The sequence below is a fragment of the Escherichia sp. E2586 genome (assembly GCF_005781105.1).
Taxonomy (GTDB): Bacteria; Pseudomonadota; Gammaproteobacteria; order Enterobacterales; family Enterobacteriaceae; genus Escherichia.
In genome coordinates this window covers 261,256-281,386 of sequence record NZ_VATN01000006.1, presented here as the reverse complement: position 1 = coordinate 281,386, position 20,131 = coordinate 261,256, and the positions used below count along the sequence as shown (strand labels likewise).

Genomic DNA, 20,131 nt, shown 5'->3' with positions numbered 1-20,131 from the left:
CCAACTAACCACCGCTTTCGACTTAAATGCTAAACACCGCGAAATCGCTCGCCAGTTCAGTTGCCGGGAAAATCGTCCGGCACTCGTGTAACAAGTGCTGACAGCCTTTATCATCATAGCGTGAACTAACATGGGTAATGATTAGCTTACCGACACCAGCTTCACGGGCCAGTGCCGCCGCCTGGCGTGTGGAGCTGTGGCCGCGACTGTTGGCTTTGGCCTCCATCGCCAAATCCAGAGTCGCTTCGTGAACCATTACGTCGACACCTTTGGCCAGCGCCAGCGCGGCATCGCAAGGACCAGTATCGCCGAAAATGGCGATCGCTTTTCCTGGTGTAGGCGCGGCTAAGTAATCAGCGCCGTTAATCTGCCGACCATCTTCCAATGTGACAGTTTTTCCGGCTTTCAAATCCTGAAACAATGGGCCAGGCGGTACGCCCGAGGCCTTTAATGCCTGAGCATTCAGCGCACCAGGCTTATCATGTTCTTCTACCCGATAGCCGTAACATTCCAGCGGATGTTCCATCGGATAAGCTGTCACTTTACGCAAGCCATCATCAAGAATTTCGCCTGCGCTAATTTCAATAATCTCCAGTGGATAATCGGTCCACGAGCCACTAATGCGTAGCGCTGTCTCAACAAATTCACGGATACCTTTCGGACCATAAATGGTTAAGGGTTGCACAATACCTGACATGGAACGACTGCACAGCAAACCGGGCAGACCGAAAAGATGATCGCCATGAAGATGGCTAATAAAAATCCTGTCCAGTTTGCCGGGATTAAACACCGTGTGCAGCATTTGGTGTTGAGTGCCTTCGCCACAGTCAAATAACCAAAGTCCGGCCTGGGTCGGATGTTGCAGATTAAGCAATATCGCCGTGACATTACGCGCCCGGGTCGGAACTCCCGCCGAAGTACCTAAGAAAATTAATTCCATAAGACCATCACATTTCTAAAAATAATCCGGCTAGTATAAGGCATACAACCAAAAGGAGCGCATCATGATCGACTGGCAGGATCTTCATCACTCTGAATTATCGGTTTCTCAGCTTTATACCTTATTACAACTGCGTTGTGCGGTATTCGTTGTCGAACAAAACTGTCCTTATCAGGATGTCGATGGTGACGATCTGGTAGGTGAAAATCGTCATATTCTCGGCTGGCAAAACGGGAAACTGGTAGCGTATGCGAGGATTCTGAAAAGTGATGATGATCTCGAACCGGTGGTGATTGGTCGCGTGATTGTCAGCGAAGCGTTGCGGGGCGAAAAAGTGGGGCAGCAACTGATGAGTAAGGTGCTGGAATCATGTACGCGCCACTGGCCGGACAAGGCGATTTATCTGGGAGCGCAGGCGCACTTACAAAACTTTTACCGCAGTTTTGGCTTTATCCCCGTAACGGATATCTACGAGGAAGATGGTATTCCCCACATTGGGATGGCGCGCGAAGTCATTCAGGCGTAATTGATAACCGTTGTCTATAGTTAGTGGCAGGTTTTAAGCAAATGGAGAACGAGAATGTCTAATCAATTTGGTGATACACGCATCGATGACGACCTGACGTTGCTGAGTGAAACACTGGAAGAAGTGCTGCGCTCCTCTGGCGATCCCGCCGATCAGAAATATGTTGAGCTGAAGGCGCGAGCTGAGAAGGCGCTGGATGATGTGAAAAAAAGAGTCAGTCAGGCTTCAGACAGCTATTACTATCGGGCGAAGCAAGCGGTTTATCGTGCCGACGACTACGTTCATGAAAAACCGTGGCAGGGGATTGGCGTTGGCGCTGCGGTTGGTTTGGTATTAGGACTGTTGCTGGCACGCCGTTAAAACCTCCCTACACTGGGGTACTGCATTTTTTTTGCAGTACCCCGTATAATGTGAGGCTTTTAACAGGGAGAGGTCCGCGTGCAATCACTCACTACGGCGCTGGAAAATCTATTGCGCCATCTGTCGCAAGAGTTTCCTGCGACGCCCGGCATTCGGGTTTTTGATGTTCCTTTCCCATTAAATGACGCCTTTGATGCCTTAAGCTGGCTGGCCAGTCAGAAAATGTATCCGCAATTTTACTGGCAACAACGCAATGGTGATGAAGAGGCTGCCGTGCTGGGTACAATAGCCAGCTTTTCGTCGCTGGCGCAGGCGCAGCGTTTTCTCCGACAACACTCGGATCACACCGACTTGCGTATCTGGGGGCTGAATGCGTTTGACCCTTCCCAGGGCAATTTACTCCTCCCGCGGTTGGAATGGCGACGCTGTGCAGGCAAAGCGACCCTTCGACTGACCCTTTTCAGCGAAAACTCCCTTCAGCAAGACGCACATCAGGCAAAGGAATACATTGCTGCTCTGGCAAACATTAAACCGTTGCCAGCTCTGCATTTAACCATCACCCAAGAAAATCACTGGCCGGACAAACCAGCCTGGACGGGGTTAATTAAACTGGCGACCGACACCATTGCTGAAGGTGAACTGGATAAAGTGGTGTTGGCGCGGGCGACCGACCTGCATTTCTCCGATTCAGTTAACGCGGCGGCAATGATGGCTGCCAGCCGTCGGTTGAACCTGAACTGCTACCATTTCTACATGGCCTTTGATGGCGAAAGCGCGTTCCTGGGTTCATCTCCTGAGCGGCTTTGGCGGCGGCGTGACAAAGCGTTGCGTACTGAAGCACTGGCGGGAACGGTGGCGAATCATCCTGATGATAAACAGGCGCAGCAACTGGGCGAGTGGCTGATGGCGGATGATAAAAACCAGCGCGAGAATATGCTGGTGGTGGAAGATATCTGCCAGCGATTACAGAGCGACACCCAGGCGCTGGATGTTTTACCGCCGCAGGTGCTTCGTCTGCGTAAAGTGCAGCATCTGCGTCGCTGTATCTGGACCTCGCTTAATACGGCAGATGATGTGGTTTGTCTGCATCAGTTGCAGCCAACGGCAGCGGTGGCAGGTTTACCGCGCGATTTGGCACGGCAGTTCATCGCCCGGCACGAACCGTTTACCCGTGAATGGTATGCGGGTTCTGCGGGCTATCTCTCATTACAACAAAGCGAATTCTGCGTTTCCCTGCGCTCGGCGAAAATCAGTGGCAATGTCGTGCGATTGTATGCCGGAGCGGGTATTGTCCGAGGCTCAGACCCCGAACTGGAGTGGCAGGAAATCGACAACAAAGCGGCAGGACTGCGCACTTTATTACAATTGGAATAGTAATGAGTCGCATCATTACCGATTCATATCAATAATCTCTTTTTGTAGCTCCTTATACTTAGCCGCAATATTGATACCGGACAAACTCATGTCAGTAAGCGCATTTAACCGACGCTGGGCGGCGGTCATTCTGGAAGCATTAACACGTCACGGCGTCAGACACGTCTGCATCGCCCCTGGCTCTCGTTCTACGCCATTAACTCTGGCGGCGGCGGAAAATTCCGCTTTCATTCATCACACTCATTTTGATGAGCGTGGGCTGGGGCATTTGGCGCTGGGGCTGGCGAAAGTCAGCAAGCAGCCGGTGGCGGTGATAGTGACTTCCGGCACGGCGGTAGCGAATCTCTATCCGGCACTGATTGAAGCTGGGTTAACCGGAGAAAAACTGATCCTGTTAACCGCCGATCGTCCTCCGGAATTGATTGACTGCGGCGCAAATCAGGCAATTCGTCAGCCGGGCATGTTCGCCTCTCATCCTACGCATAGCATTTCACTACCGCGCCCGACGCAGGATATTCCCGCCCGTTGGCTGGTTTCTACTATCGACCACGCTTTAGGCACGCTGCATGCGGGTGGAGTCCATATCAACTGCCCGTTTGCCGAACCGCTTTATGGCGAGATGGACGATACCGGACTTAGCTGGCAACAACGTCTTGGCGACTGGTGGCAGGGCGACAAACCGTGGCTGCGTGAAGCACCTCGTCTTGAGAGCGAAAAACAGCGCGACTGGTTCTTCTGGCGGCAAAAGCGCGGCGTGGTGGTTGCCGGGCGCATGAGTGCGGAAGAGGGCAAAAAAGTTGCCCTGTGGGCGCAAACTCTTGGCTGGCCGCTGATTGGCGACGTGCTGTCGCAAACCGGGCAGCCGCTGCCGTGTGCCGATCTCTGGTTAGGCAATGCCAAAGCGACCAGCGAACTGCAACAGGCGCAGATTGTCGTGCAACTGGGGAGCAGCCTGACCGGTAAACGGTTACTGCAATGGCAGGCAAGCTGTGAACCAGAAGAATACTGGATTGTTGATAACATCGAAGGGCAGCTTGACCCGGCACACCACCGTGGACGTCGCCTGGTCGCCAATATTGCCGACTGGCTGGAGCTGCATCCGGCTGAAAAACGCCAGCCCTGGTGCGTGGAGATCCCGCGTCTGGCTGAACAGGCAATGCAGGCAGTTGTTGCCCGTCGTGATGCGTTTGGCGAAGCACAACTGGCGCACCGCATCAGAGACTATTTGCCTGAACAGGGGCAACTGTTTGTCGGTAATAGCCTGGTGGTACGTCTGATTGATGCGCTTTCGCAACTTCCGGCAGGTTACCCGGTATATAGCAACCGTGGGGCCAGCGGAATAGATGGGCTGATTTCTACCGCCGCAGGCGTTCAGAGGGCTAGTGGTAAACCGACGCTGGCGATTGTGGGCGATCTCTCTGCTCTTTACGATCTCAACGCGCTGGCGCTATTGCGTCAGGTTTCCGCGCCGCTGGTATTAATTGTGGTGAACAACAACGGCGGACAAATTTTCTCGCTGTTGCCGACGCCGAAAAGCGAGCGCGAGCGTTTCTATCTGATGCCGCAAAACGTCCATTTTGAGCACGCTGCCGCGATGTTTGAGCTGAAATATCATCGTCCGCAAAACTGGCAGGAACTTGAAACGGCACTTGCCGACGCCTGGCGCACTCCGACCACCACGGTGATTGAGATGGTGGTTAACGACACCGACGGCGCGCAAACCCTCCAGCAACTGCTGGCGCAGGTAAGCCATTTATGATCCTGCACGCACAGGCAAAACACGGCAAGGCAGGTTTACCCTGGCTGGTGTTTTTGCATGGTTTCTCCGGCGATTGCCTCGAATGGCAGGAAGTCGGCGAGGCGTTTGCAGACTACTCGCGGTTGTATGTTGATCTGCCAGGTCACGGTGGTTCGGCGGCAATTAGCGTCGATGGATTTGATGATGTCACCGACTTACTGCGTAAAACTTTGGTTAGTTACAACATCCTTAACTTCTGGCTGGTGGGGTACTCGCTTGGCGGACGGGTGGCGATGATGGCGGCTTGTCAGGGGATGCTGGGGCTTTGTGGTGTGATTGTCGAAGGTGGGCATCCTGGGCTGCAAAGTGCTGAACAACGCACGGAACGTCAGCTTTCCGATCATCGCTGGGCGCAGCGTTTTTGTTCAGAACCGTTAACGGCGGTATTTGCCGACTGGTATCAACAGCCTGTTTTTGCCTCGCTCAATGACGATCAACGCCGGGAGCTGGTGGCGCTGCGCAGCAACAATAACGGCGCAACCCTTGCCGCGATGCTGGAGGCCACTTCTCTCGCCGTCCAGCCTGATTTACGTGCTAACCTTAGCGCCCGCACATTTGCGTTTTATTATTTATGTGGTGAACTTGACAGCAAATTCCGCGCTCTGGCGGCGGAACTGGCTGCCGACTGCCATGTCATTCCTCGCGCCGGACATAACGCGCATCGGGAAAATCCCGCTGGCGTTATCGCAAGTCTGGCGCAGATCTTGCGTTTCTGACTAAAGGACACAATATGATTTATCCTGATGAAGCAATGCTTTACGCACCGGTTGAATGGCACGACTGCTCCGAAGGTTTCGAGGACATTCGTTATGAAAAATCCACCGACGGTATAGCAAAAATCACCATTAATCGTCCGCAGGTGCGCAATGCCTTCCGTCCTCTGACGGTAAAAGAGATGATCCAGGCGCTGGCGGATGCCCGTTATGACGACAACATCGGCGTGATCATTCTGACTGGCGCGGGCGATAAAGCGTTCTGCTCCGGCGGTGACCAGAAAGTACGTGGCGACTACGGCGGTTATAAAGATGATTCCGGCGTACATCACCTCAACGTGCTGGACTTCCAGCGTCAGATCCGTACCTGTCCGAAACCGGTTGTCGCGATGGTGGCTGGCTACTCCATCGGCGGCGGTCATGTTCTGCACATGATGTGCGACCTGACTATCGCGGCAGATAATGCCATCTTCGGTCAGACTGGCCCGAAAGTCGGTTCCTTCGACGGCGGCTGGGGAGCTTCCTATATGGCTCGCATCGTCGGGCAGAAAAAAGCGCGTGAAATCTGGTTCCTGTGCCGTCAGTACGACGCAAAACAGGCGCTGGATATGGGCCTTGTGAACACCGTGGTGCCGCTGGCCGATCTGGAAAAAGAAACCGTCCGTTGGTGCCGTGAAATGCTGCAAAACAGCCCGATGGCGCTGCGTTGCCTGAAAGCTGCACTGAACGCTGACTGTGACGGTCAGGCAGGTCTGCAGGAACTGGCGGGTAACGCCACCATGCTGTTCTACATGACGGAAGAAGGTCAGGAAGGTCGCAACGCTTTCAACCAGAAACGTCAGCCTGATTTCAGCAAATTTAAACGGAATCCGTAATGCGTAGCGCGCAGGTATACCGCTGGCAGATCCCCATGGACGCGGGGGTGGTTCTGCGCGACAGGCGGTTAAAAACCCGCGACGGGCTATACGTTTGCCTGCGTGAGGGCGAGCGCGAAGGGTGGGGGGAGATCTCCCCACTGCCGGGCTTCAGTCAGGAAACCTGGGAAGAGGCGCAAAGTGTGCTGCTTGCCTGGGTACATAACTGGCTGGCAGGCGATTGCGAGCTACCACAGATGCCTTCCGTCGCCTTTGGCGTGAGCTGCGCGCTGGCTGAACTGGCAGATACGCTCCCGCAGGCGGCCAATTACCGTGCTGCGCCGCTGTGTAATGGCGATCCGGACGATCTGATCCTCAAACTTGCCGATATGCCTGGCGAGAAAGTGGCGAAGGTCAAAGTGGGATTGTACGAAGCCGTGCGCGACGGCATGGTGGTCAATCTTTTGCTGGAGGCAATTCCGGATCTGCATTTGCGTCTTGACGCGAACCGCGCCTGGACGCCGCTGAAAGGCCAGCAGTTTGCCAAATACGTTAACCCGGACTATCGCCACCGCATCGCGTTTCTCGAAGAACCGTGCAAAACCCGCGATGATTCGCGTGCATTTGCCCGTGAAACCGGCATTGCCATTGCCTGGGATGAAAGCCTGCGCGAGCCGGATTTTGCCTTTGTGGCGGAAGAGGGCGTGCGTGCGGTGGTGATCAAACCCACGCTCACGGGCAGCCTGGAGAAAGTCCGCGAGCAGGTGCAGGCGGCGCACGCGCTGGGGCTGACGGCGGTGATCAGTTCTTCCATCGAGTCGAGCTTAGGCTTAACGCAACTGGCGCGGATTGCTGCCTGGTTAACGCCAGACACCATTCCGGGGCTGGATACGCTGGATCTGATGCAGGCGCAGCAGGTTCGTCGCTGGCCGGGTAGCCCGCTGCCATTAGTGGAAGTTGATGCACTGGAGCGGCTGTTATGATCTTCTCTGACTGGCCGTGGCGTCACTGGCGGCAGGTGCGGGGAGAAGCCATCGCCTTACGTCTTAATGACGAGCAACTCAACTGGCGCAAGCTTTGTGCTCGCGTCGATGAATTAGCCTCCGGCTTTGCGGCGCAGGGTGTGGTTGAGGGCAGCGGCGTAATGTTGCGGGCGTGGAATACGCCGCAAACGCTGCTGGCCTGGCTGGCGTTACTGCAATGCGGGGCGCGGGTGCTGCCCGTGAATCCACAACTGCCGCAACCGTTGCTTGAGGAATTGCTGCCAAATCTCACTCTGCAATTTGCGCTGGTGCCGGAAGGGGAAAACACGTTTCCGGCGTTAACGTCGCTGCACATTCAGCTGGTTGAAGGCGCACATGCCGCTGCGTGGCAGCCGACGCGCCTGTGCTCAATGACGTTAACCTCTGGCTCCACTGGCTTGCCGAAAGCCGCAGTTCATACTTATCAGGCCCATCTTGCCAGTGCCGAAGGGGTGTTATCGCTGATTCAGTTTGGCGAGCATGATGACTGGCTGCTCTCTTTGCCGTTGTTTCACGTCTCTGGTCAGGGAATTATGTGGCGCTGGTTATACGCTGGTGCGCGGATGACGGTATGTGATAAACAGCCATTGGAGCAAATGCTGGCAGGCTGTACTCACGCTTCACTGGTGCCAACACAGCTCTGGCGTTTGCTGGTTAACCGCAGTTCAGTTTCCCTGAAAGCGGTGTTACTTGGCGGCGCGGCAATTCCGGTTGAGTTGACGGAGCAGGCGCGCGAGCAGGGCATTCGTTGCTTTTGCGGCTATGGTCTGACGGAGTTCGCTTCCACGGTTTGCGCGAAAGAAGCGGACGGCCTGGCTGACGTCGGTTCGCCTCTGCCGGGGCGGCAAGTAAAAATCGTTAACGATGAAGTGTGGCTGCGGGCTGCCAGTATGGCAGAAGGTTACTGGCGTAACGGGCAACTGGTGCCGCTGGTTAATGACGAAGGCTGGTACGCCACGCGCGATCGCGGTGAGATGCATAATGGCAAGCTGACCATTGTCGGACGTTTAGACAATCTGTTCTTCAGTGGTGGCGAAGGCATTCAGCCAGAAGAAGTCGAACGTGTGATTGCCGCGCATCCTGCGGTTTTGCAGGTGTTTATCGTCCCCGTTACTGACAAGGAGTTTGGTCATCGACCGGTAGCGGTGGTGGAGTATGACCACGAAACCGTTGATCTTAGCGAATGGGTGAAAGACAAGTTGGCCCGTTTTCAACAACCGGTGCGTTGGCTGACGCTTCCGCCGGAGCTGAAAAACGGCGGCATTAAGATTTCACGTCAGGCATTAAAAGAGTGGGTGCAACGCCAGTATTAAGAAATCATTAGTTTCATCTCTCATTTCCGCTATTCCATTGCCATTGATAATGAGTTTATCTGTTAATCTGTAAATTAATGTGACAATTCTTATCAGACAGGATAGTGCAATGGAATGGCTGGTTAAAAAATCATGCAGCGATAAACAAGACAACAGACATGTACTGAAGCTTTGTGATACTGGCGGCACGATAAAAATGATTGCCGAAGTGCAAACTGACTTTAGCGTTAAATCAGGTGACCTGCTTTCTCCGCTACAGGATGCGCTTTATTGCATCAACCGGGAAAAACAGCGCACGGTGAAAGTCATTTCGGCGAGCAGTTATAGTGTTGAAGAATGGGGGCGACAATGTCAGTCTGGCTGCAAAAGTTAGCAGTGTTGTTTTGCTGCTGGTAGAAAAATCAGCGTTAATCCACCCATAATACAGGCTACGCCCAGCATAGCCTTCAGCGAGAAGGTCCCTTCCCAGCCGGGAAGTACCATTGATGCAATCCATACCAGTACATAACTCATACTCAGTAAGGCATAGGCTTTGCTGAGTGCCAGCCGATGCAACGCCTTATACCAGCAAAAAACGGAGATCAGATAGCCAACCAGGCCGACGACCAGCATCCGGGCACCGAAATCAAAAGTAAAAAGCGCCGCGATAAAATTCCATAATTGCGTCATCGGCGGCAGATGATTCGCCGCAAAACCGAGGCTTAATTGCGCAGCAGAAGCAATAATGACGCTGAATAATCCCCACATCAGGCCCATTACACCGTACTCCCGAGAATCACAATGCCGCCAATAATGAAGGCCACCCCACACCAATGGCGAAAAGACACTGGTTCGTGCCACAGTTTTACTGCTGCCAGCGTCACCCAGACAAAATTCAGGCTCAACATTGGATAGGCAATGCCTACCGGCACGTTCTGTAATACCAGCAGCCAGAGCACCATTGCCAGCCCCAGACACATCAATGCCAGCGCCAGCCACAGTGCAATATGTTTGCGCCGTTTACTTATTGCCTCAAAGCGAGTTGCCTGTTTCTGGCAGAGCTGCCCGGCTACGCTAAGCAGGCTGGCAAAGACTAAAATCAGCCAGATCATTTGGGCCGATACTGAATGAGCACCAGACGCCCCTGATGATCGATAGCATCTGCAGGTGGAATGGCAAGGCTGTTGATATCCTCATCGCGGTCTACCGAAAGCACGAGAGTAATAATCCCCTCCTGGCGATGTTGAGTAAGCCAGCTGGCGAAATCATCACCGCTGACAAATCTGCCTTTCGCATCCGGATAATTGAGGCCATATTTCAACTCCCCCGTCTGGCGATACATGATGATGTCATCGCGTTGCAGACTCCATGCCAGACCTGCGGCAACGCCGACGCTATCAGTAAGAATATAGCGGCTCGGCTGGAGTGATTCTTGCGTCATCTCGACAAAAAATTGCGGATGTTTGCCTTCCATGACTCTGTCGGGGATCGCAATACCCACGAGCAACGCCAGCCCCAACGGACAAAGCGCCGCAAAGGGCCAGTTTTTTTCCACGTTCGTTAACGTATACCAGCCGAAAAATGCCCACAGCGAAAAAATCGACCATGCGCAAAAGACCTTATAGATTTCGAAAGCCTGCCAGACGGGTGTGCCCATGGGGCCCCAGGGCGAAACGATAAACGTGGCAATAATGCCAGTGACGGCAAATGCGATATTGATCCAGCCATTAATCCGCAGCGCCAGAGGATTATTTTTTGCTGCCTGCAACGCGTAATACGCCACCAGTATTGCCAGAGGCGCAAAGCAGGAAAGAATATAGGTCGGCAGCTTGCCTTTAGCGACGGAGAAAAACAGCAGTGGCATCACCGTCCAGCTCAAGAGATAGACGGTTGCGGAATGGTTGCGGTTTTTCCAGCCAGAACGCAGCGCACCGGGGAGTAATCCCAGCCATGGCAGGCTACCGGCAATGATGATAGGCAAGTAGTACCAGAACGGGGCTTTATGTTGGGCATCATCCATCGCAAAGCGTTGAATATGCTCAATCCAGAAAAAATAGTGCCAGAAGTCAGGCTCCCGTTGCGCTATTGCTAACCCCCAGGGGAGAACCGTCAGTACACAACTGATGATTGCCAGCCAGCCGTAAATAAAGAAATCTTTCCAGCGTTTTTGCGTCGCCACCCACGGCAGCACGCTTAATACCGGCACGGCGAGGGCGAGAAAACCTTTGGTCATTACCCCCATACCGCAGGTGACTCCCAGCAGTAAAAATCCCGCGCTTTTGCCTTTCCACGTTTGCGCATCCATTGCCAACCAGAAGCTACACATTCCCGCCACCAGCCAGAATGCAATAAACGGATCGAGCACGGCGTAAGTGCCGATGGCGTAGACAATAAGCAGCGAGAGATAAATCACAGCGGCGAGTAGTGCCAGACGTTTATCGCGCCATAAGCGCAGAGTAAACCAGGTCACCAGCGCGGCGGTTAACAGAGTCGCAAAGATAACACCTGCTCGCACACCAAAGTTATTCGCGCCAAATAGCCATTGCCCAATGCTGTTAATCCAGTATCCGGCAATCGGTTTTTCGAAATAACGTAGCCCTAACAGATGGGGCACAATCCAGTCGCCGGAAGCCAGCATTTCCCGACTGATTTCCGCATACCGCGTTTCATCAGGTTGCCAGAGCAGGCGATAATTAATCGGCAAGAGATAATAGACGGTAATAAACGCAAAGAATGCGGCGTAATAGCGAATGGATTTCATGGACGAGTTCCCGCAACTTGTTGGCAACCCAGCCAGCCTTCACGTCCAGCGATTCTTCCACGCACCACATGTCCGAGCGGCAACGTCTCCGGCAGCAGCTCGCCTAATGGACAAAAAGTAATGCCTTCACGGGCGGCACGCTTCAGGAGATCAACAAAATCAGGATGATAAGCACAACCTTCAACTTCAGCATGGATGGTATAAACCGGCGTCCCTTTATCACGCAGGATGCGGTTGAGTAGCCAGCCGTTAAAATCTTGCGCTTTCACATCCCGGCCAATCACTTCATCCCAGGTAGGTAATGTCACTGGAATTTGTGCAGTGCCAGGTTTTCCTGATTCGAGCAAGGGACGAAACGGCATCGCCCCACGACAATCGCTGTTGTAGCGCAAATGGAACGCTTCTTTTGCTTCGATCACCTGTTGGTCGGCACGCCAGCCAGCGGCAGCGGAGCAGGTTATCGGTTGGCCGATAATCTCTTCCAGGGTGCGAAGGCCGCGGGCAATATCATCGACCATTGTTTGCCGATCCCAGTTGCCGCTATGGGCTTGCCAGGCGTGGTGATCCCAGGCGTGCAGGCCGACTTCGTGGTATTTAGCCGCTTCACGAATGATATCGGCATTGGCATGACCAATCTCTTTTCCTGGCCATGCCGTACCTGCCAGTAAAATATCCCAGCCATAAAGCGATGCCGCGTTTGAGCGCAGCATCTTCCACAAAAACTGGGGCTTCACCAGTCGCCAGAGATGGCGGCCCATATTGTCCGGGCCGACGCTGAAAAAAATGCTGGCCTGAATATTATGCTTACTTAAGGTTTCCAGCAGACGTGGTACCCCTTCGCGGGTGCCACGAAAAGTATCGACATCAATACGTAAACCTACTTTGGTCATGATGACTTATCCGTAAGATCGACAGTGCGCAGGAAGAAATCCAGCGTCTCATCGATGGTTTCCTGCATATCAATTTTCGGTTCCCAGCCGAGGCAACGGCGGGCATTGCGGATGCTCGGTTTACGATGCTCTACGTCCTGATATCCTTTGCCGTAGTAGCTGCTACTTTCTACCACGCGAAAGCCCGCAAACGGTGGGAAGTGATGGCGCAGCGGATGTTTTTCGAAGCTCGCCAGCAGCATCTCGCCGAGCTCTTCAATACTCGCTTCGTTATCAGGATTGCCAATGTTGATAATTTCGCCGTCGCAGCGATTTCCCGCATTTTCGATAATGCGGTATAACGCCTCGATACCATCCCGAATATCAGTAAAGCAGCGTTTTTGTTTTCCGCCATCAATCAGCTTAATCGGTGAACCTTCCACCAGATTGAGAATGAGTTGCGTAATAGCGCGTGAGCTACCAATTCGCGCCGCATTAAGGTTATCCAGTCGTGGCCCCATCCAGTTAAACGGGCGGAAGAGGGTGAACTGCAACCCCTCTTTTTCGCCATACGCCCAGATCACCCGATCAAGTAATTGTTTTGATACTGAATAAATCCAGCGTGGTTTATTCACCGGGCCGACGATTAAATTAGAATGGTCTTCATCGAAGTATTTATCGCTACACATCCCATAAACTTCTGAAGTCGACGGGAAGATGATTCGCTTACGGTACTTCACGCAGTAACGGATAATGCGCAGATTCTCTTCAAAATCGAGTTCAAATACGCGTAGCGGGTTGCGGGTATATTCAATCGGCGTAGCTATCGCCACCAGCGGCAACACGACATCACATTTTTTGACGTGATACTCAATCCATTCGGAATGAATGCTGATATCGCCTTCAACAAAATGAAAATGCGGATGATTCAGAAAACGGCTTATCGCGTCGCTGCCAATATCCAGACCGTAAACTTCATAGTGATCTTCGCGCAGCAGGCGTTCTGTCAAATGGTTACCGATAAAGCCATTCACCCCGAGGATGAGTACCCGGGTACGGCGTCGGGCGGCACAGGCAGGCTGGCTATTCAAGCGTGAACCTTGCACCAGGCCCAGTGTCTGCGCTAATTGTGAGCCCTGCATAGTAATGCCGTCGCCCGCTTGTCCGGTGACGATTTCCAGCGCGCCATCGCCACAGGCAATTAGCAACGGCGCAACAGAAATCACGCTTCCCGGCTGCGCTGCGGATGTATGAGGATGTACGCGTGACGACCAGACGGTAAATTTTTGATTACCAACATAGCTGAAGGCACCCGGCCACGGATCGGCGACGGCGCGGACCATGTTATGCAATACGGCTGCCGGTTTGTGCCACTCGAGGAAGCTGTCTTCTGGTGTTCTGCGACCAAAACAGGTGGCTTCGTTCTCGCGTTGGGCTATTTCCAGAATCTTACCGTGTTTAATGGCGGGTAACGTCTGTTCCAGCAACTGACGCGCGGTATGGCACAATTTATGATGCAGCGTAATGGCGATATCATCTGGCGCAATGGCAACGCGTAGTTGGGCAACAATGGCCCCGGCATCGGCACGTTTAACCATTCGGTGCAATGTTACGCCCGTTTCCGTTTCACCGTTCACCAGCACCCAGTTCAGCGGCGCGCGACCACGATATTTTGGTAACAGCGAACCATGCAGATTAAATGCACCTGCGGGAGCGAGCTGCAAAATCTCATCGCTAATGAGATGGCGATAATAAAAAGAGAAAATCACCTCTGGTGACAGTTGGGCAATGCGTTCCACCCACAGCGGATGATTAATGTTATCCGGCGCGTAAACCGGAATGCCTCTTTCCGCCGCCAGGCGAGCGACCGAACCATAAAAGGCTTTTTCGCCAGGATTATCAGTATGGGTAAAAATGGCGCTAATTTCGTAACCGGCAGCCAGCAGGGCTTCAATACCGAGGCATCCCATATCGTGGTAGGCAAAAACGACGGTTTTCATTATTCATTTTCCTTGCTGGATGGACGGATAACTTGCTGAACAAAATAGCGGGGACGGGCGCGGACATCGGTGTAGATCCTGCCAATATATTCTCCGAGCAATCCCATGCCGATAAACTGAGCGCCAATAAAAGTAAACAGCACGGCAAATAGCATAAAGACGCCTTCCGCGGCCCATTGTGGTCCGAAGGTCAGGCGTAAAATCACCAGCAGTACCGCAATGCTGAAACCCCCAATCGCAATCACGCTGCCGAGAAGACTCAGCATACGTAGCGGTGTGGTCGTGAGGCAGGTCACCAGGTCGTACATCAAATTAATCAGGCGCATAAAGCTGTATTTAGATTCGCCATACTCACGCTCGGCATGATGCACCGGAATTTCAATGGCGCGGCGAGCGAAGATATTCGCCAGAATCGGGATAAAGGTGCTGCGTTCATGGCAGTGCAACATGGCATCGATAATATGACGGCGATAGGCGCGTAACATACAGCCATAGTCGCCCATCGCTTTGCCGGTAGTGCGCTGAATAAGCCGGTTAATCATCTTCGATGCCGTTTTACGAAACCAGGTATCCTGGCGATTCTGGCGCACAGTACCCACTACGTCGTAACCTTCATCGGCTTTTTCTACCAGACGGGGGATCTCCTCTGGCGGATTCTGGAGATCGGCATCGAGGGTAATAATTAAGTCGCCGGTAACGTGGCTGAAACCTGCCATGATCGCCGAATGCTGTCCGTAATTACGATTAAGCAAAATAGACACGATGTGGCTGCCCTCTGCTTGTGAGGCATCGACGAGCATTTGTGCGGAATTATCGCTACTGCCGTCATCAATCAGCAGGATCTCATACTCTTTCCCCAGCGATTCACAGGCTGCGGTGGTGCGCCTGATTAATTCCGGTAAGCTTTCCTGCTCGTTATAGACGGGAATAACCACCGAGACTTTCTTAACAGGGTGGATTTCAAACATGGCTTATTGTCCTGCGAGTTGCTGAAGGGCCGCGATGACGCGGTCGGCATCGGCGGTGGTCATATCTGGAAAAAGCGGCAACGAACAGATGCGTTCGCTGTTCCATTCGGTATTCGGTAACGACAGTGTGGGAAAACGCTCGCGATAATATTTTTGCGTGTGAGCGGCGCGGAAATGTAACCCGGTGCCAATGCCTTTTTCTTTTAACGCTTCCATCAACGCATCGCGGCTGATACCACAACGTTGTTCATCAACACGAATAATAAACAGATGCCAGGCGTGAATGTGCGGCCACGCGGGAAGGCTTAAAGGCTGGAACGGGAGAGCTGCCAGTGCTTGCTGATATTGCAGGGCAATTTCCCGACGACGGGTGTTGAGTTGCTCTAATTTGGCTAACTGTGTCAGGGCAATCGCGGCGTTAATATCGGTCAGATTGTACTTATAGCCTGGCGTTAATACTTCTGCCTGCGGCGCGCGGCCCCAGGTTTGTCTGTCATATGCATCGACGCCCAGACCATGAAATTTCAGCATACGTAGCTGGCGGGCGAGGTTTTCATCATCAGTAACAATCAGGCCACCTTCTGCACAGGTAATATTTTTGATGGCGTGAAACGAAAAGATAGCAGTACCTTTCGCACCAATATGTCGGCCTTTGTAATACGTACCGACGGCATGGGCGGCATCTTCAATAACCGCGATACCGTAACGTTCGCCAATGGCGCGAATAGCGTCAATATCTGCTGGCGCACCGGCATAATGCACTGGAATGATGGCTTTGGTACGCGGCGTAATGGCTGCTTCGATCGCTTCAGGCGTGACCATTAGCATATCGCGATCGACATCTACCATTACCGGCGTAGCGCCCAACAAAGAAATCATATTAAGAGTTGATACCCAGGTCAGAGAAGGCGTGATCACTTCATCGCCAGCACCTATCTCCAGCGCCATCAGCGTAATATGCATTCCGGCTGTGGCTGAACTGACCGCGATGGCATGTTGGTTTCCCGTCAACTGGCAAAAGGCTTGTTCAAGCGCCTGATTCTTCGGACCTGTGGTGATCCATCCAGATTCGAGAACATCTTTAACCGCAGCGAGTTCTTCCACACCCATTGCCGGACGTGAAAAGGGCAAAAAATCTGACATTATTATTCCTTCGGCCATTGAATACTTTTCCCATCTATTCACTAATATTTGTTATAGGGAGCGTTATATGTATTTTGCCATTTGGCGTAAAATTCTAAGGGTAGAATATTAATTTAACCTTAAGGAACTAATATAGTACTTAAATATTAGTTTTTTTCGTTTTTTTATCTTTTTCAGGCTTTTCATTTGACAAGATTTAAGGCATTTTGCGTGCATCGTAATGTTTTAATACTATCCCCAGCCCCTATTTTCCGGTGAAAATGTTATTTTTTTCACGGTCATTTAGCTGGCTACGCGTGTCTATAGGTGGAGCTTAAGTGTTAGCTTTTTGTCGGACTTCGATGAAGTCTAAAAAATATATCTTCATTTTACTGGTGCTTGCTGTAATTGCCGGGTTGGGTAGTCATGCTGCCTGGAGTAGCAATGGGTTGCCACGAATCGACAATAAAACGTTGGCCAGGCTAGCGCAGCAGCATCCGGTGGTGGTTCTGTTTCGCCATGGAGAACGCTGCGATCGTTCCTCCAATCAATGCTTGTCAGACAAAACAGGTATTACGGTAAATGGCTCTCAGGATGCGCGTGAACTGGGCAAAGCCTTCAGCGCAGATATCCCTGATTTCGATCTTTATTCCAGTAATACCGTTCGGACTATTCAGTCGGCAACCTGGTTTTCTGCGGGCAAAAAACTGACGGTAGATAAACGACTGCTACAATGTAGTAATGAGATTTATAGCGCAATTAAAGACTTACAAAGTAAAGCGCCTGATAAAAATATTGTTATCTTCACCCACAATCACTGTCTGACGTATATCGCGAAAGATAAACGTAACGTGACATTTAAACCAGATTATCTGGATGGACTGGTGATGCATGTGGAAAACGGTAAAGTTTTACTGGATGGGGAATTTGTCAATCACTGATCTTTGAATCTGACAGCCAGTAATGGCTGTCATCACTATCACAGAAGACCCTTCAAACGTAATGTTTTCTTGGTCGCAACATTCAAATCGTATTGCGCCAGATCTTCAGGTTTTACCCACGCGTATTCCTGAAACTCTTCGTTTATTTTCACTTCACGGTTGGCAGAAACACAGTCAAAGATCAGGTAAATCATATAAATCTCTTCCTTACGACCATCTGCATATGTCTTAGTGCGAATGTCATCGCTGAAAGTCCACGGAGTGATGTCGGTCAGAATCAGTTGCTCGCCTAACTCTTCTCTGATTTCACGGCGTAATGCTTCTTCAATACGTTCGCCAGGTTCCACGCCACCACCCGAAAGCGCCCATTGACCCGGGAAAACGCCGCGATCGTCAGCCATTTTGCATAGCAGATAAGCACCATCATTTTGAATCAAAGGGCAAACAATAGTCCGTTGTCGCACAGGGATGTTCCTTATAATCGAAAATAAACCAAGAGAATACGGCAACTCAGAAATATGCGAAAGTGACATTAGTCTCTTTTGCGATGATAACTGCGCTGATTATTATTTTGGTTTATAACGTAAATCATGTTTATTTTTTCGACGTTAAATTATTAAAGACGTATTTAGTTACAATAAGTTAGCAGATCGCTTTTTTCACGCATTGAATCCTCTGCGTCAGGCAGTACAATCCCGCAGCTTTGGGGAATGTTGATTATCTTCTTGCGGAAAAAGGTAAAAATGAAAAAATTTGCGCTACCAGTTCTGGCTGGAATGCTGTTGGTTTCTGCATCGGCAAATGCGATAAGCATCAGCGGCCAGGCAGGTAAGGAATACACCAATATTGGCGTCGGTTTCGGGACCGAGTCTACGGGACTGGCGTTAAGCGGTAACTGGACACATAACGACGACGACGGTGATGTCGCGGGCGTGGGGTTGGGCCTGAATCTTCCTCTGGGGCCGTTAATGGCAACTGTAGGTGGGAAAGGTGTTTATACCAACCCGAATTACGGCGATGAAGGTTACGCGGCAGCAGTCGGTGGTGGTTTGCAGTGGCAAATTGGCGACAGCTTCCGTCTGTTTGGCGAGTATTATTACTCTCCGGATTCGCTCTCCAGCGGTATTCAAAGTTATGAAGAAGCGAATGCTGGCGCGCGTTATACCATTATGCGTCCAGTCAGTATTGAGGCAGGCTACCGTTATCTGAACCTGTCGGGGAAAGACGGCAATCGCGATAATGCCGTGGCCGACGGCCCTTATGTCGGGGTTAACGCCAGCTTCTGATACCTTCCGGCGCGGCGTTCTGTCGCGCCATTCAGTTTCTTACTATGCCTTATCTCCCTTTGCGTTATAGTGATTCGATAACAAAAGCAGGAGATAACCATGTTAAAAGTGGAAATGCTATCCACCGGGGATGAGGTGTTACACGGGCAAATCGTTGACACGAATGCAGCCTGGCTGGCCGACTTTTTCTTTCATCAGGGCTTGCCGCTATCTCGCCGTAATACGGTAGGCGATAACCTTGAAGATTTAGTCACCATTCTTCGTGAGCGCAGTCAGCACGCCGATGTGCTGATCGTCAACGGCGGACTGGGGCCAACCAGCGATGATTTAAGCGCGCTCGCTGCTGCGACAGCAAAAGGTGAAGGTCTGGTGCTACATGAAGCCTGGCTTAAAGAGATGGAACGTTATTTCCGCGAACGTGGTCGCGTGATGGCGCCGAGCAACCGTAAACAGGCAGAATTGCCAGCGAGTGCCGAGTTCATCAATAACCCCGTAGGCACCGCCTGTGGTTTTGCCGTGCAGCTTAATCGTTGCCTGATGTTCTTTACCCCCGGCGTACCGTCAGAATTTAAGGTGATGGTCGAGCACGAAATCCTGCCGCGCCTGCGCGAGCGTTTTTCTTTACCGCAGCCGCCGGTTTGTCTGCGTTTGACTACCTTTGGTCGTTCGGAAAGCGATCTGGCACAAAGCCTGGACACTCTACAACTGCCGCCGGGCGTAACAATGGGCTATCGCTCCTCGATGCCGATAATTGAACTGAAGCTGACCGGACCGGCAAGCGAGCAACAGGCGATGGAAAAACTGTGGCTGGACGTTAAACGTGTTGCCGGACAGAGCGTGATTTACGAAGGCACCGAAGGACTGCCCGCGCAGATCAGTCGCGAATTGCAAAACCGCCAGTTCAGCCTGACGTTGAGCGAGCAATTCACCGGTGGTTTATTGGCTTTGCAACTTTCTCGCGCAGGTGCGCCATTGCTGGCGTGTGAAGTGGTTCCTTCACAGGAAGAGACTCTGGCACAAACCGCGCACTGGATTACAGAACGGCGGGCCAACCATTTTGCCGGGCTGGCACTGGCTGTTTCGGGTTTCGAGAACGAATATCTCAACTTTGCGCTAGCCACGCCGGACGGCACTTATGCCCTGCGCGTACATTTCAGCACTACGCGCTACAGTCTGGCTATTCGTCAGGAAGTGTGTGCAATGATGGCGTTGAATATGCTGCGCCGTTGGCTGAACAATCAGGACATCGCCAGCGAGCACGGCTGGATTGAGGTTGTTGAGTCCATGACCTTATCCGTCTGATCA

At 52.2% G+C, this 20,131-nt stretch carries 21 protein-coding genes; 12 read left to right on the top strand and 9 right to left on the bottom strand.

The window, feature by feature from the left end; all coding sequences use genetic code 11:
* Positions 1 to 22: 22 nt before the first annotated feature.
* Positions 23 to 940, bottom strand: a complete 918-nt coding sequence (gene rbn, locus FEK50_RS06445; RefSeq protein ID WP_131162034.1) for a ribonuclease BN — start codon at positions 938 to 940, stop codon at positions 23 to 25.
* 64 nt (positions 941 to 1,004) lie between these two features.
* Here rbn and FEK50_RS06440 point away from each other — a divergent pair, with 64 nt between their 5' ends.
* The 9 genes from FEK50_RS06440 (at position 1,005) to pmrD (ending at position 9,273) form a co-directional block, all read left to right on the top strand.
* A complete protein-coding gene (locus tag FEK50_RS06440) occupies positions 1,005 to 1,466 on the top strand; it encodes a GNAT family N-acetyltransferase (protein WP_131162033.1) in 462 nt (153 codons plus the stop codon).
* 54 nt (positions 1,467 to 1,520) lie between these two features.
* Positions 1,521 to 1,826, top strand: a complete 306-nt coding sequence (elaB, locus tag FEK50_RS06435; protein WP_000070621.1) for a stress response protein ElaB — start codon at positions 1,521 to 1,523, stop codon at positions 1,824 to 1,826.
* Between the two features lie 78 nt (positions 1,827 to 1,904).
* Entirely contained in the window at positions 1,905 to 3,200 is a 1,296-nt protein-coding gene (gene menF / locus FEK50_RS06430) for an isochorismate synthase MenF (RefSeq protein WP_131162032.1), read from the top strand.
* Positions 3,201 to 3,288: 88 nt separating this feature from the next.
* The gene (menD, locus tag FEK50_RS06425) at positions 3,289 to 4,959 is read left to right on the top strand and encodes a 2-succinyl-5-enolpyruvyl-6-hydroxy-3-cyclohexene-1-carboxylic-acid synthase (RefSeq protein ID WP_130207194.1); all 1,671 of its coding nucleotides are present in this window, start codon (positions 3,289 to 3,291) and stop codon (positions 4,957 to 4,959) included.
* Positions 4,956 to 5,714 carry a 2-succinyl-6-hydroxy-2,4-cyclohexadiene-1-carboxylate synthase gene (gene menH / locus FEK50_RS06420; RefSeq protein WP_131162031.1) on the top strand — a complete coding sequence of 253 codons (759 nt, stop codon included), beginning with the start codon at positions 4,956 to 4,958 and terminating at the stop codon, positions 5,712 to 5,714. Before menD ends, menH begins: the two co-directional genes overlap by 4 nt.
* Positions 5,715 to 5,728: 14 nt before the next feature.
* Entirely contained in the window at positions 5,729 to 6,586 is an 858-nt protein-coding gene (menB, locus tag FEK50_RS06415; RefSeq protein WP_000639996.1) for a 1,4-dihydroxy-2-naphthoyl-CoA synthase, read from the top strand.
* On the top strand, positions 6,586 to 7,548 hold the full coding sequence (gene menC, locus FEK50_RS06410) for an o-succinylbenzoate synthase (RefSeq protein WP_130207190.1): 963 nt from the start codon (positions 6,586 to 6,588) through the stop codon (positions 7,546 to 7,548). The genes menB and menC overlap by 1 nt, the downstream gene beginning before the upstream one ends.
* Positions 7,545 to 8,900 carry an o-succinylbenzoate--CoA ligase gene (gene menE / locus FEK50_RS06405; protein WP_131162030.1) on the top strand — a complete coding sequence of 452 codons (1,356 nt, stop codon included), beginning with the start codon at positions 7,545 to 7,547 and terminating at the stop codon, positions 8,898 to 8,900. The genes menC and menE overlap by 4 nt, the downstream gene beginning before the upstream one ends.
* A gap of 109 nt (positions 8,901 to 9,009) precedes the next feature.
* Positions 9,010 to 9,273 (top strand): signal transduction protein PmrD, encoded by a 264-nt coding sequence (gene pmrD, locus FEK50_RS06400; protein ID WP_130260550.1) that lies wholly within the window; start codon positions 9,010 to 9,012, stop codon positions 9,271 to 9,273.
* Here pmrD and arnF read toward each other — a convergent pair.
* The 7 genes from arnF to arnB are packed head-to-tail and all read right to left on the bottom strand — an operon-like array spanning position 9,270 to position 16,620.
* The gene (gene arnF / locus FEK50_RS06395) at positions 9,270 to 9,656 is read right to left on the bottom strand and encodes a 4-amino-4-deoxy-L-arabinose-phosphoundecaprenol flippase subunit ArnF (protein ID WP_131162029.1); all 387 of its coding nucleotides are present in this window, start codon (positions 9,654 to 9,656) and stop codon (positions 9,270 to 9,272) included. The genes pmrD and arnF overlap by 4 nt on opposite strands.
* On the bottom strand, positions 9,656 to 9,991 hold the full coding sequence (gene arnE / locus FEK50_RS06390; protein WP_131162028.1) for a 4-amino-4-deoxy-L-arabinose-phosphoundecaprenol flippase subunit ArnE: 336 nt from the start codon (positions 9,989 to 9,991) through the stop codon (positions 9,656 to 9,658). The genes arnF and arnE overlap by 1 nt, the downstream gene beginning before the upstream one ends.
* Positions 9,988 to 11,640, bottom strand: coding sequence for a lipid IV(A) 4-amino-4-deoxy-L-arabinosyltransferase (gene arnT, locus FEK50_RS06385; RefSeq protein WP_131162027.1), 1,653 nt, complete (start codon positions 11,638 to 11,640; stop codon positions 9,988 to 9,990). The genes arnE and arnT overlap by 4 nt, the downstream gene beginning before the upstream one ends.
* Positions 11,637 to 12,530, bottom strand: a complete 894-nt coding sequence (gene arnD, locus FEK50_RS06380) for a 4-deoxy-4-formamido-L-arabinose-phosphoundecaprenol deformylase (RefSeq protein WP_130207178.1) — start codon at positions 12,528 to 12,530, stop codon at positions 11,637 to 11,639. The genes arnT and arnD overlap by 4 nt, the downstream gene beginning before the upstream one ends.
* A complete protein-coding gene (gene arnA, locus FEK50_RS06375; RefSeq protein ID WP_131162026.1) occupies positions 12,527 to 14,509 on the bottom strand; it encodes a bifunctional UDP-4-amino-4-deoxy-L-arabinose formyltransferase/UDP-glucuronic acid oxidase ArnA in 1,983 nt (660 codons plus the stop codon). The genes arnD and arnA overlap by 4 nt, the downstream gene beginning before the upstream one ends.
* The gene (arnC, locus tag FEK50_RS06370) at positions 14,509 to 15,477 is read right to left on the bottom strand and encodes an undecaprenyl-phosphate 4-deoxy-4-formamido-L-arabinose transferase (RefSeq protein WP_130257477.1); all 969 of its coding nucleotides are present in this window, start codon (positions 15,475 to 15,477) and stop codon (positions 14,509 to 14,511) included. The genes arnA and arnC overlap by 1 nt, the downstream gene beginning before the upstream one ends.
* 3 nt (positions 15,478 to 15,480) lie before the next feature.
* Positions 15,481 to 16,620, bottom strand: coding sequence for a UDP-4-amino-4-deoxy-L-arabinose aminotransferase (gene arnB / locus FEK50_RS06365; protein WP_130260546.1), 1,140 nt, complete (start codon positions 16,618 to 16,620; stop codon positions 15,481 to 15,483).
* A gap of 317 nt (positions 16,621 to 16,937) precedes the next feature.
* Here arnB and ais point away from each other — a divergent pair, with 317 nt between their 5' ends.
* On the top strand, positions 16,938 to 17,540 hold the full coding sequence (ais, locus tag FEK50_RS06360) for a lipopolysaccharide core heptose(II)-phosphate phosphatase Ais (protein WP_130260545.1): 603 nt from the start codon (positions 16,938 to 16,940) through the stop codon (positions 17,538 to 17,540).
* Positions 17,541 to 17,578: 38 nt separating this feature from the next.
* Here ais and nudI read toward each other — a convergent pair whose 3' ends face one another.
* Positions 17,579 to 18,004, bottom strand: coding sequence for a nucleoside triphosphatase NudI (gene nudI / locus FEK50_RS06355; RefSeq protein ID WP_130207172.1), 426 nt, complete (start codon positions 18,002 to 18,004; stop codon positions 17,579 to 17,581).
* Between the two features lie 279 nt (positions 18,005 to 18,283).
* Here nudI and FEK50_RS06350 point away from each other — a divergent pair, with 279 nt between their 5' ends.
* Together FEK50_RS06350 and FEK50_RS06345 are read left to right on the top strand one after the other, a co-directional pair.
* Positions 18,284 to 18,826 (top strand): YfaZ family outer membrane protein, encoded by a 543-nt coding sequence (locus FEK50_RS06350; RefSeq protein WP_130207171.1) that lies wholly within the window; start codon positions 18,284 to 18,286, stop codon positions 18,824 to 18,826.
* 99 nt (positions 18,827 to 18,925) lie between these two features.
* Positions 18,926 to 20,128, top strand: coding sequence for a nicotinamide mononucleotide deamidase-related protein YfaY (locus FEK50_RS06345; RefSeq protein WP_130260544.1), 1,203 nt, complete (start codon positions 18,926 to 18,928; stop codon positions 20,126 to 20,128).
* Positions 20,129 to 20,131 lie beyond the last annotated feature (3 nt).

Excerpts from the sequence above, each read along its gene's own strand:
- elaB (WP_000070621.1), top strand. The coding sequence starts at position 1,521 with ATGTCTAATCAATTTGGTGATACACGCATCGATGACGACCTGACGTTG.
- arnA (WP_131162026.1), bottom strand. The coding sequence starts at position 14,509 with ATGAAAACCGTCGTTTTTGCCTACCACGATATGGGATGCCTCGGTATT.
- arnE (WP_131162028.1), bottom strand. The coding sequence starts at position 9,991 with ATGATCTGGCTGATTTTAGTCTTTGCCAGCCTGCTTAGCGTAGCCGGG.
- arnC (WP_130257477.1), bottom strand. The coding sequence starts at position 15,477 with ATGTTTGAAATCCACCCTGTTAAGAAAGTCTCGGTGGTTATTCCCGTC.
- menB (WP_000639996.1), top strand. The coding sequence starts at position 5,729 with ATGATTTATCCTGATGAAGCAATGCTTTACGCACCGGTTGAATGGCAC.
- arnB (WP_130260546.1), bottom strand. The coding sequence starts at position 16,620 with ATGTCAGATTTTTTGCCCTTTTCACGTCCGGCAATGGGTGTGGAAGAA.
- menC (WP_130207190.1), top strand. The coding sequence starts at position 6,586 with ATGCGTAGCGCGCAGGTATACCGCTGGCAGATCCCCATGGACGCGGGG.
- arnD (WP_130207178.1), bottom strand. The coding sequence starts at position 12,530 with ATGACCAAAGTAGGTTTACGTATTGATGTCGATACTTTTCGTGGCACC.
- rbn (WP_131162034.1), bottom strand. The coding sequence starts at position 940 with ATGGAATTAATTTTCTTAGGTACTTCGGCGGGAGTTCCGACCCGGGCG.
- menD (WP_130207194.1), top strand. The coding sequence starts at position 3,289 with ATGTCAGTAAGCGCATTTAACCGACGCTGGGCGGCGGTCATTCTGGAA.
- arnF (WP_131162029.1), bottom strand. The coding sequence starts at position 9,656 with ATGGGCCTGATGTGGGGATTATTCAGCGTCATTATTGCTTCTGCTGCG.
- menE (WP_131162030.1), top strand. The coding sequence starts at position 7,545 with ATGATCTTCTCTGACTGGCCGTGGCGTCACTGGCGGCAGGTGCGGGGA.
- FEK50_RS06345 (WP_130260544.1), top strand. The coding sequence starts at position 18,926 with ATGTTAAAAGTGGAAATGCTATCCACCGGGGATGAGGTGTTACACGGG.
- FEK50_RS06440 (WP_131162033.1), top strand. The coding sequence starts at position 1,005 with ATGATCGACTGGCAGGATCTTCATCACTCTGAATTATCGGTTTCTCAG.
- arnT (WP_131162027.1), bottom strand. The coding sequence starts at position 11,640 with ATGAAATCCATTCGCTATTACGCCGCATTCTTTGCGTTTATTACCGTC.
- menH (WP_131162031.1), top strand. The coding sequence starts at position 4,956 with ATGATCCTGCACGCACAGGCAAAACACGGCAAGGCAGGTTTACCCTGG.
- pmrD (WP_130260550.1), top strand. The coding sequence starts at position 9,010 with ATGGAATGGCTGGTTAAAAAATCATGCAGCGATAAACAAGACAACAGA.
- FEK50_RS06350 (WP_130207171.1), top strand. The coding sequence starts at position 18,284 with ATGAAAAAATTTGCGCTACCAGTTCTGGCTGGAATGCTGTTGGTTTCT.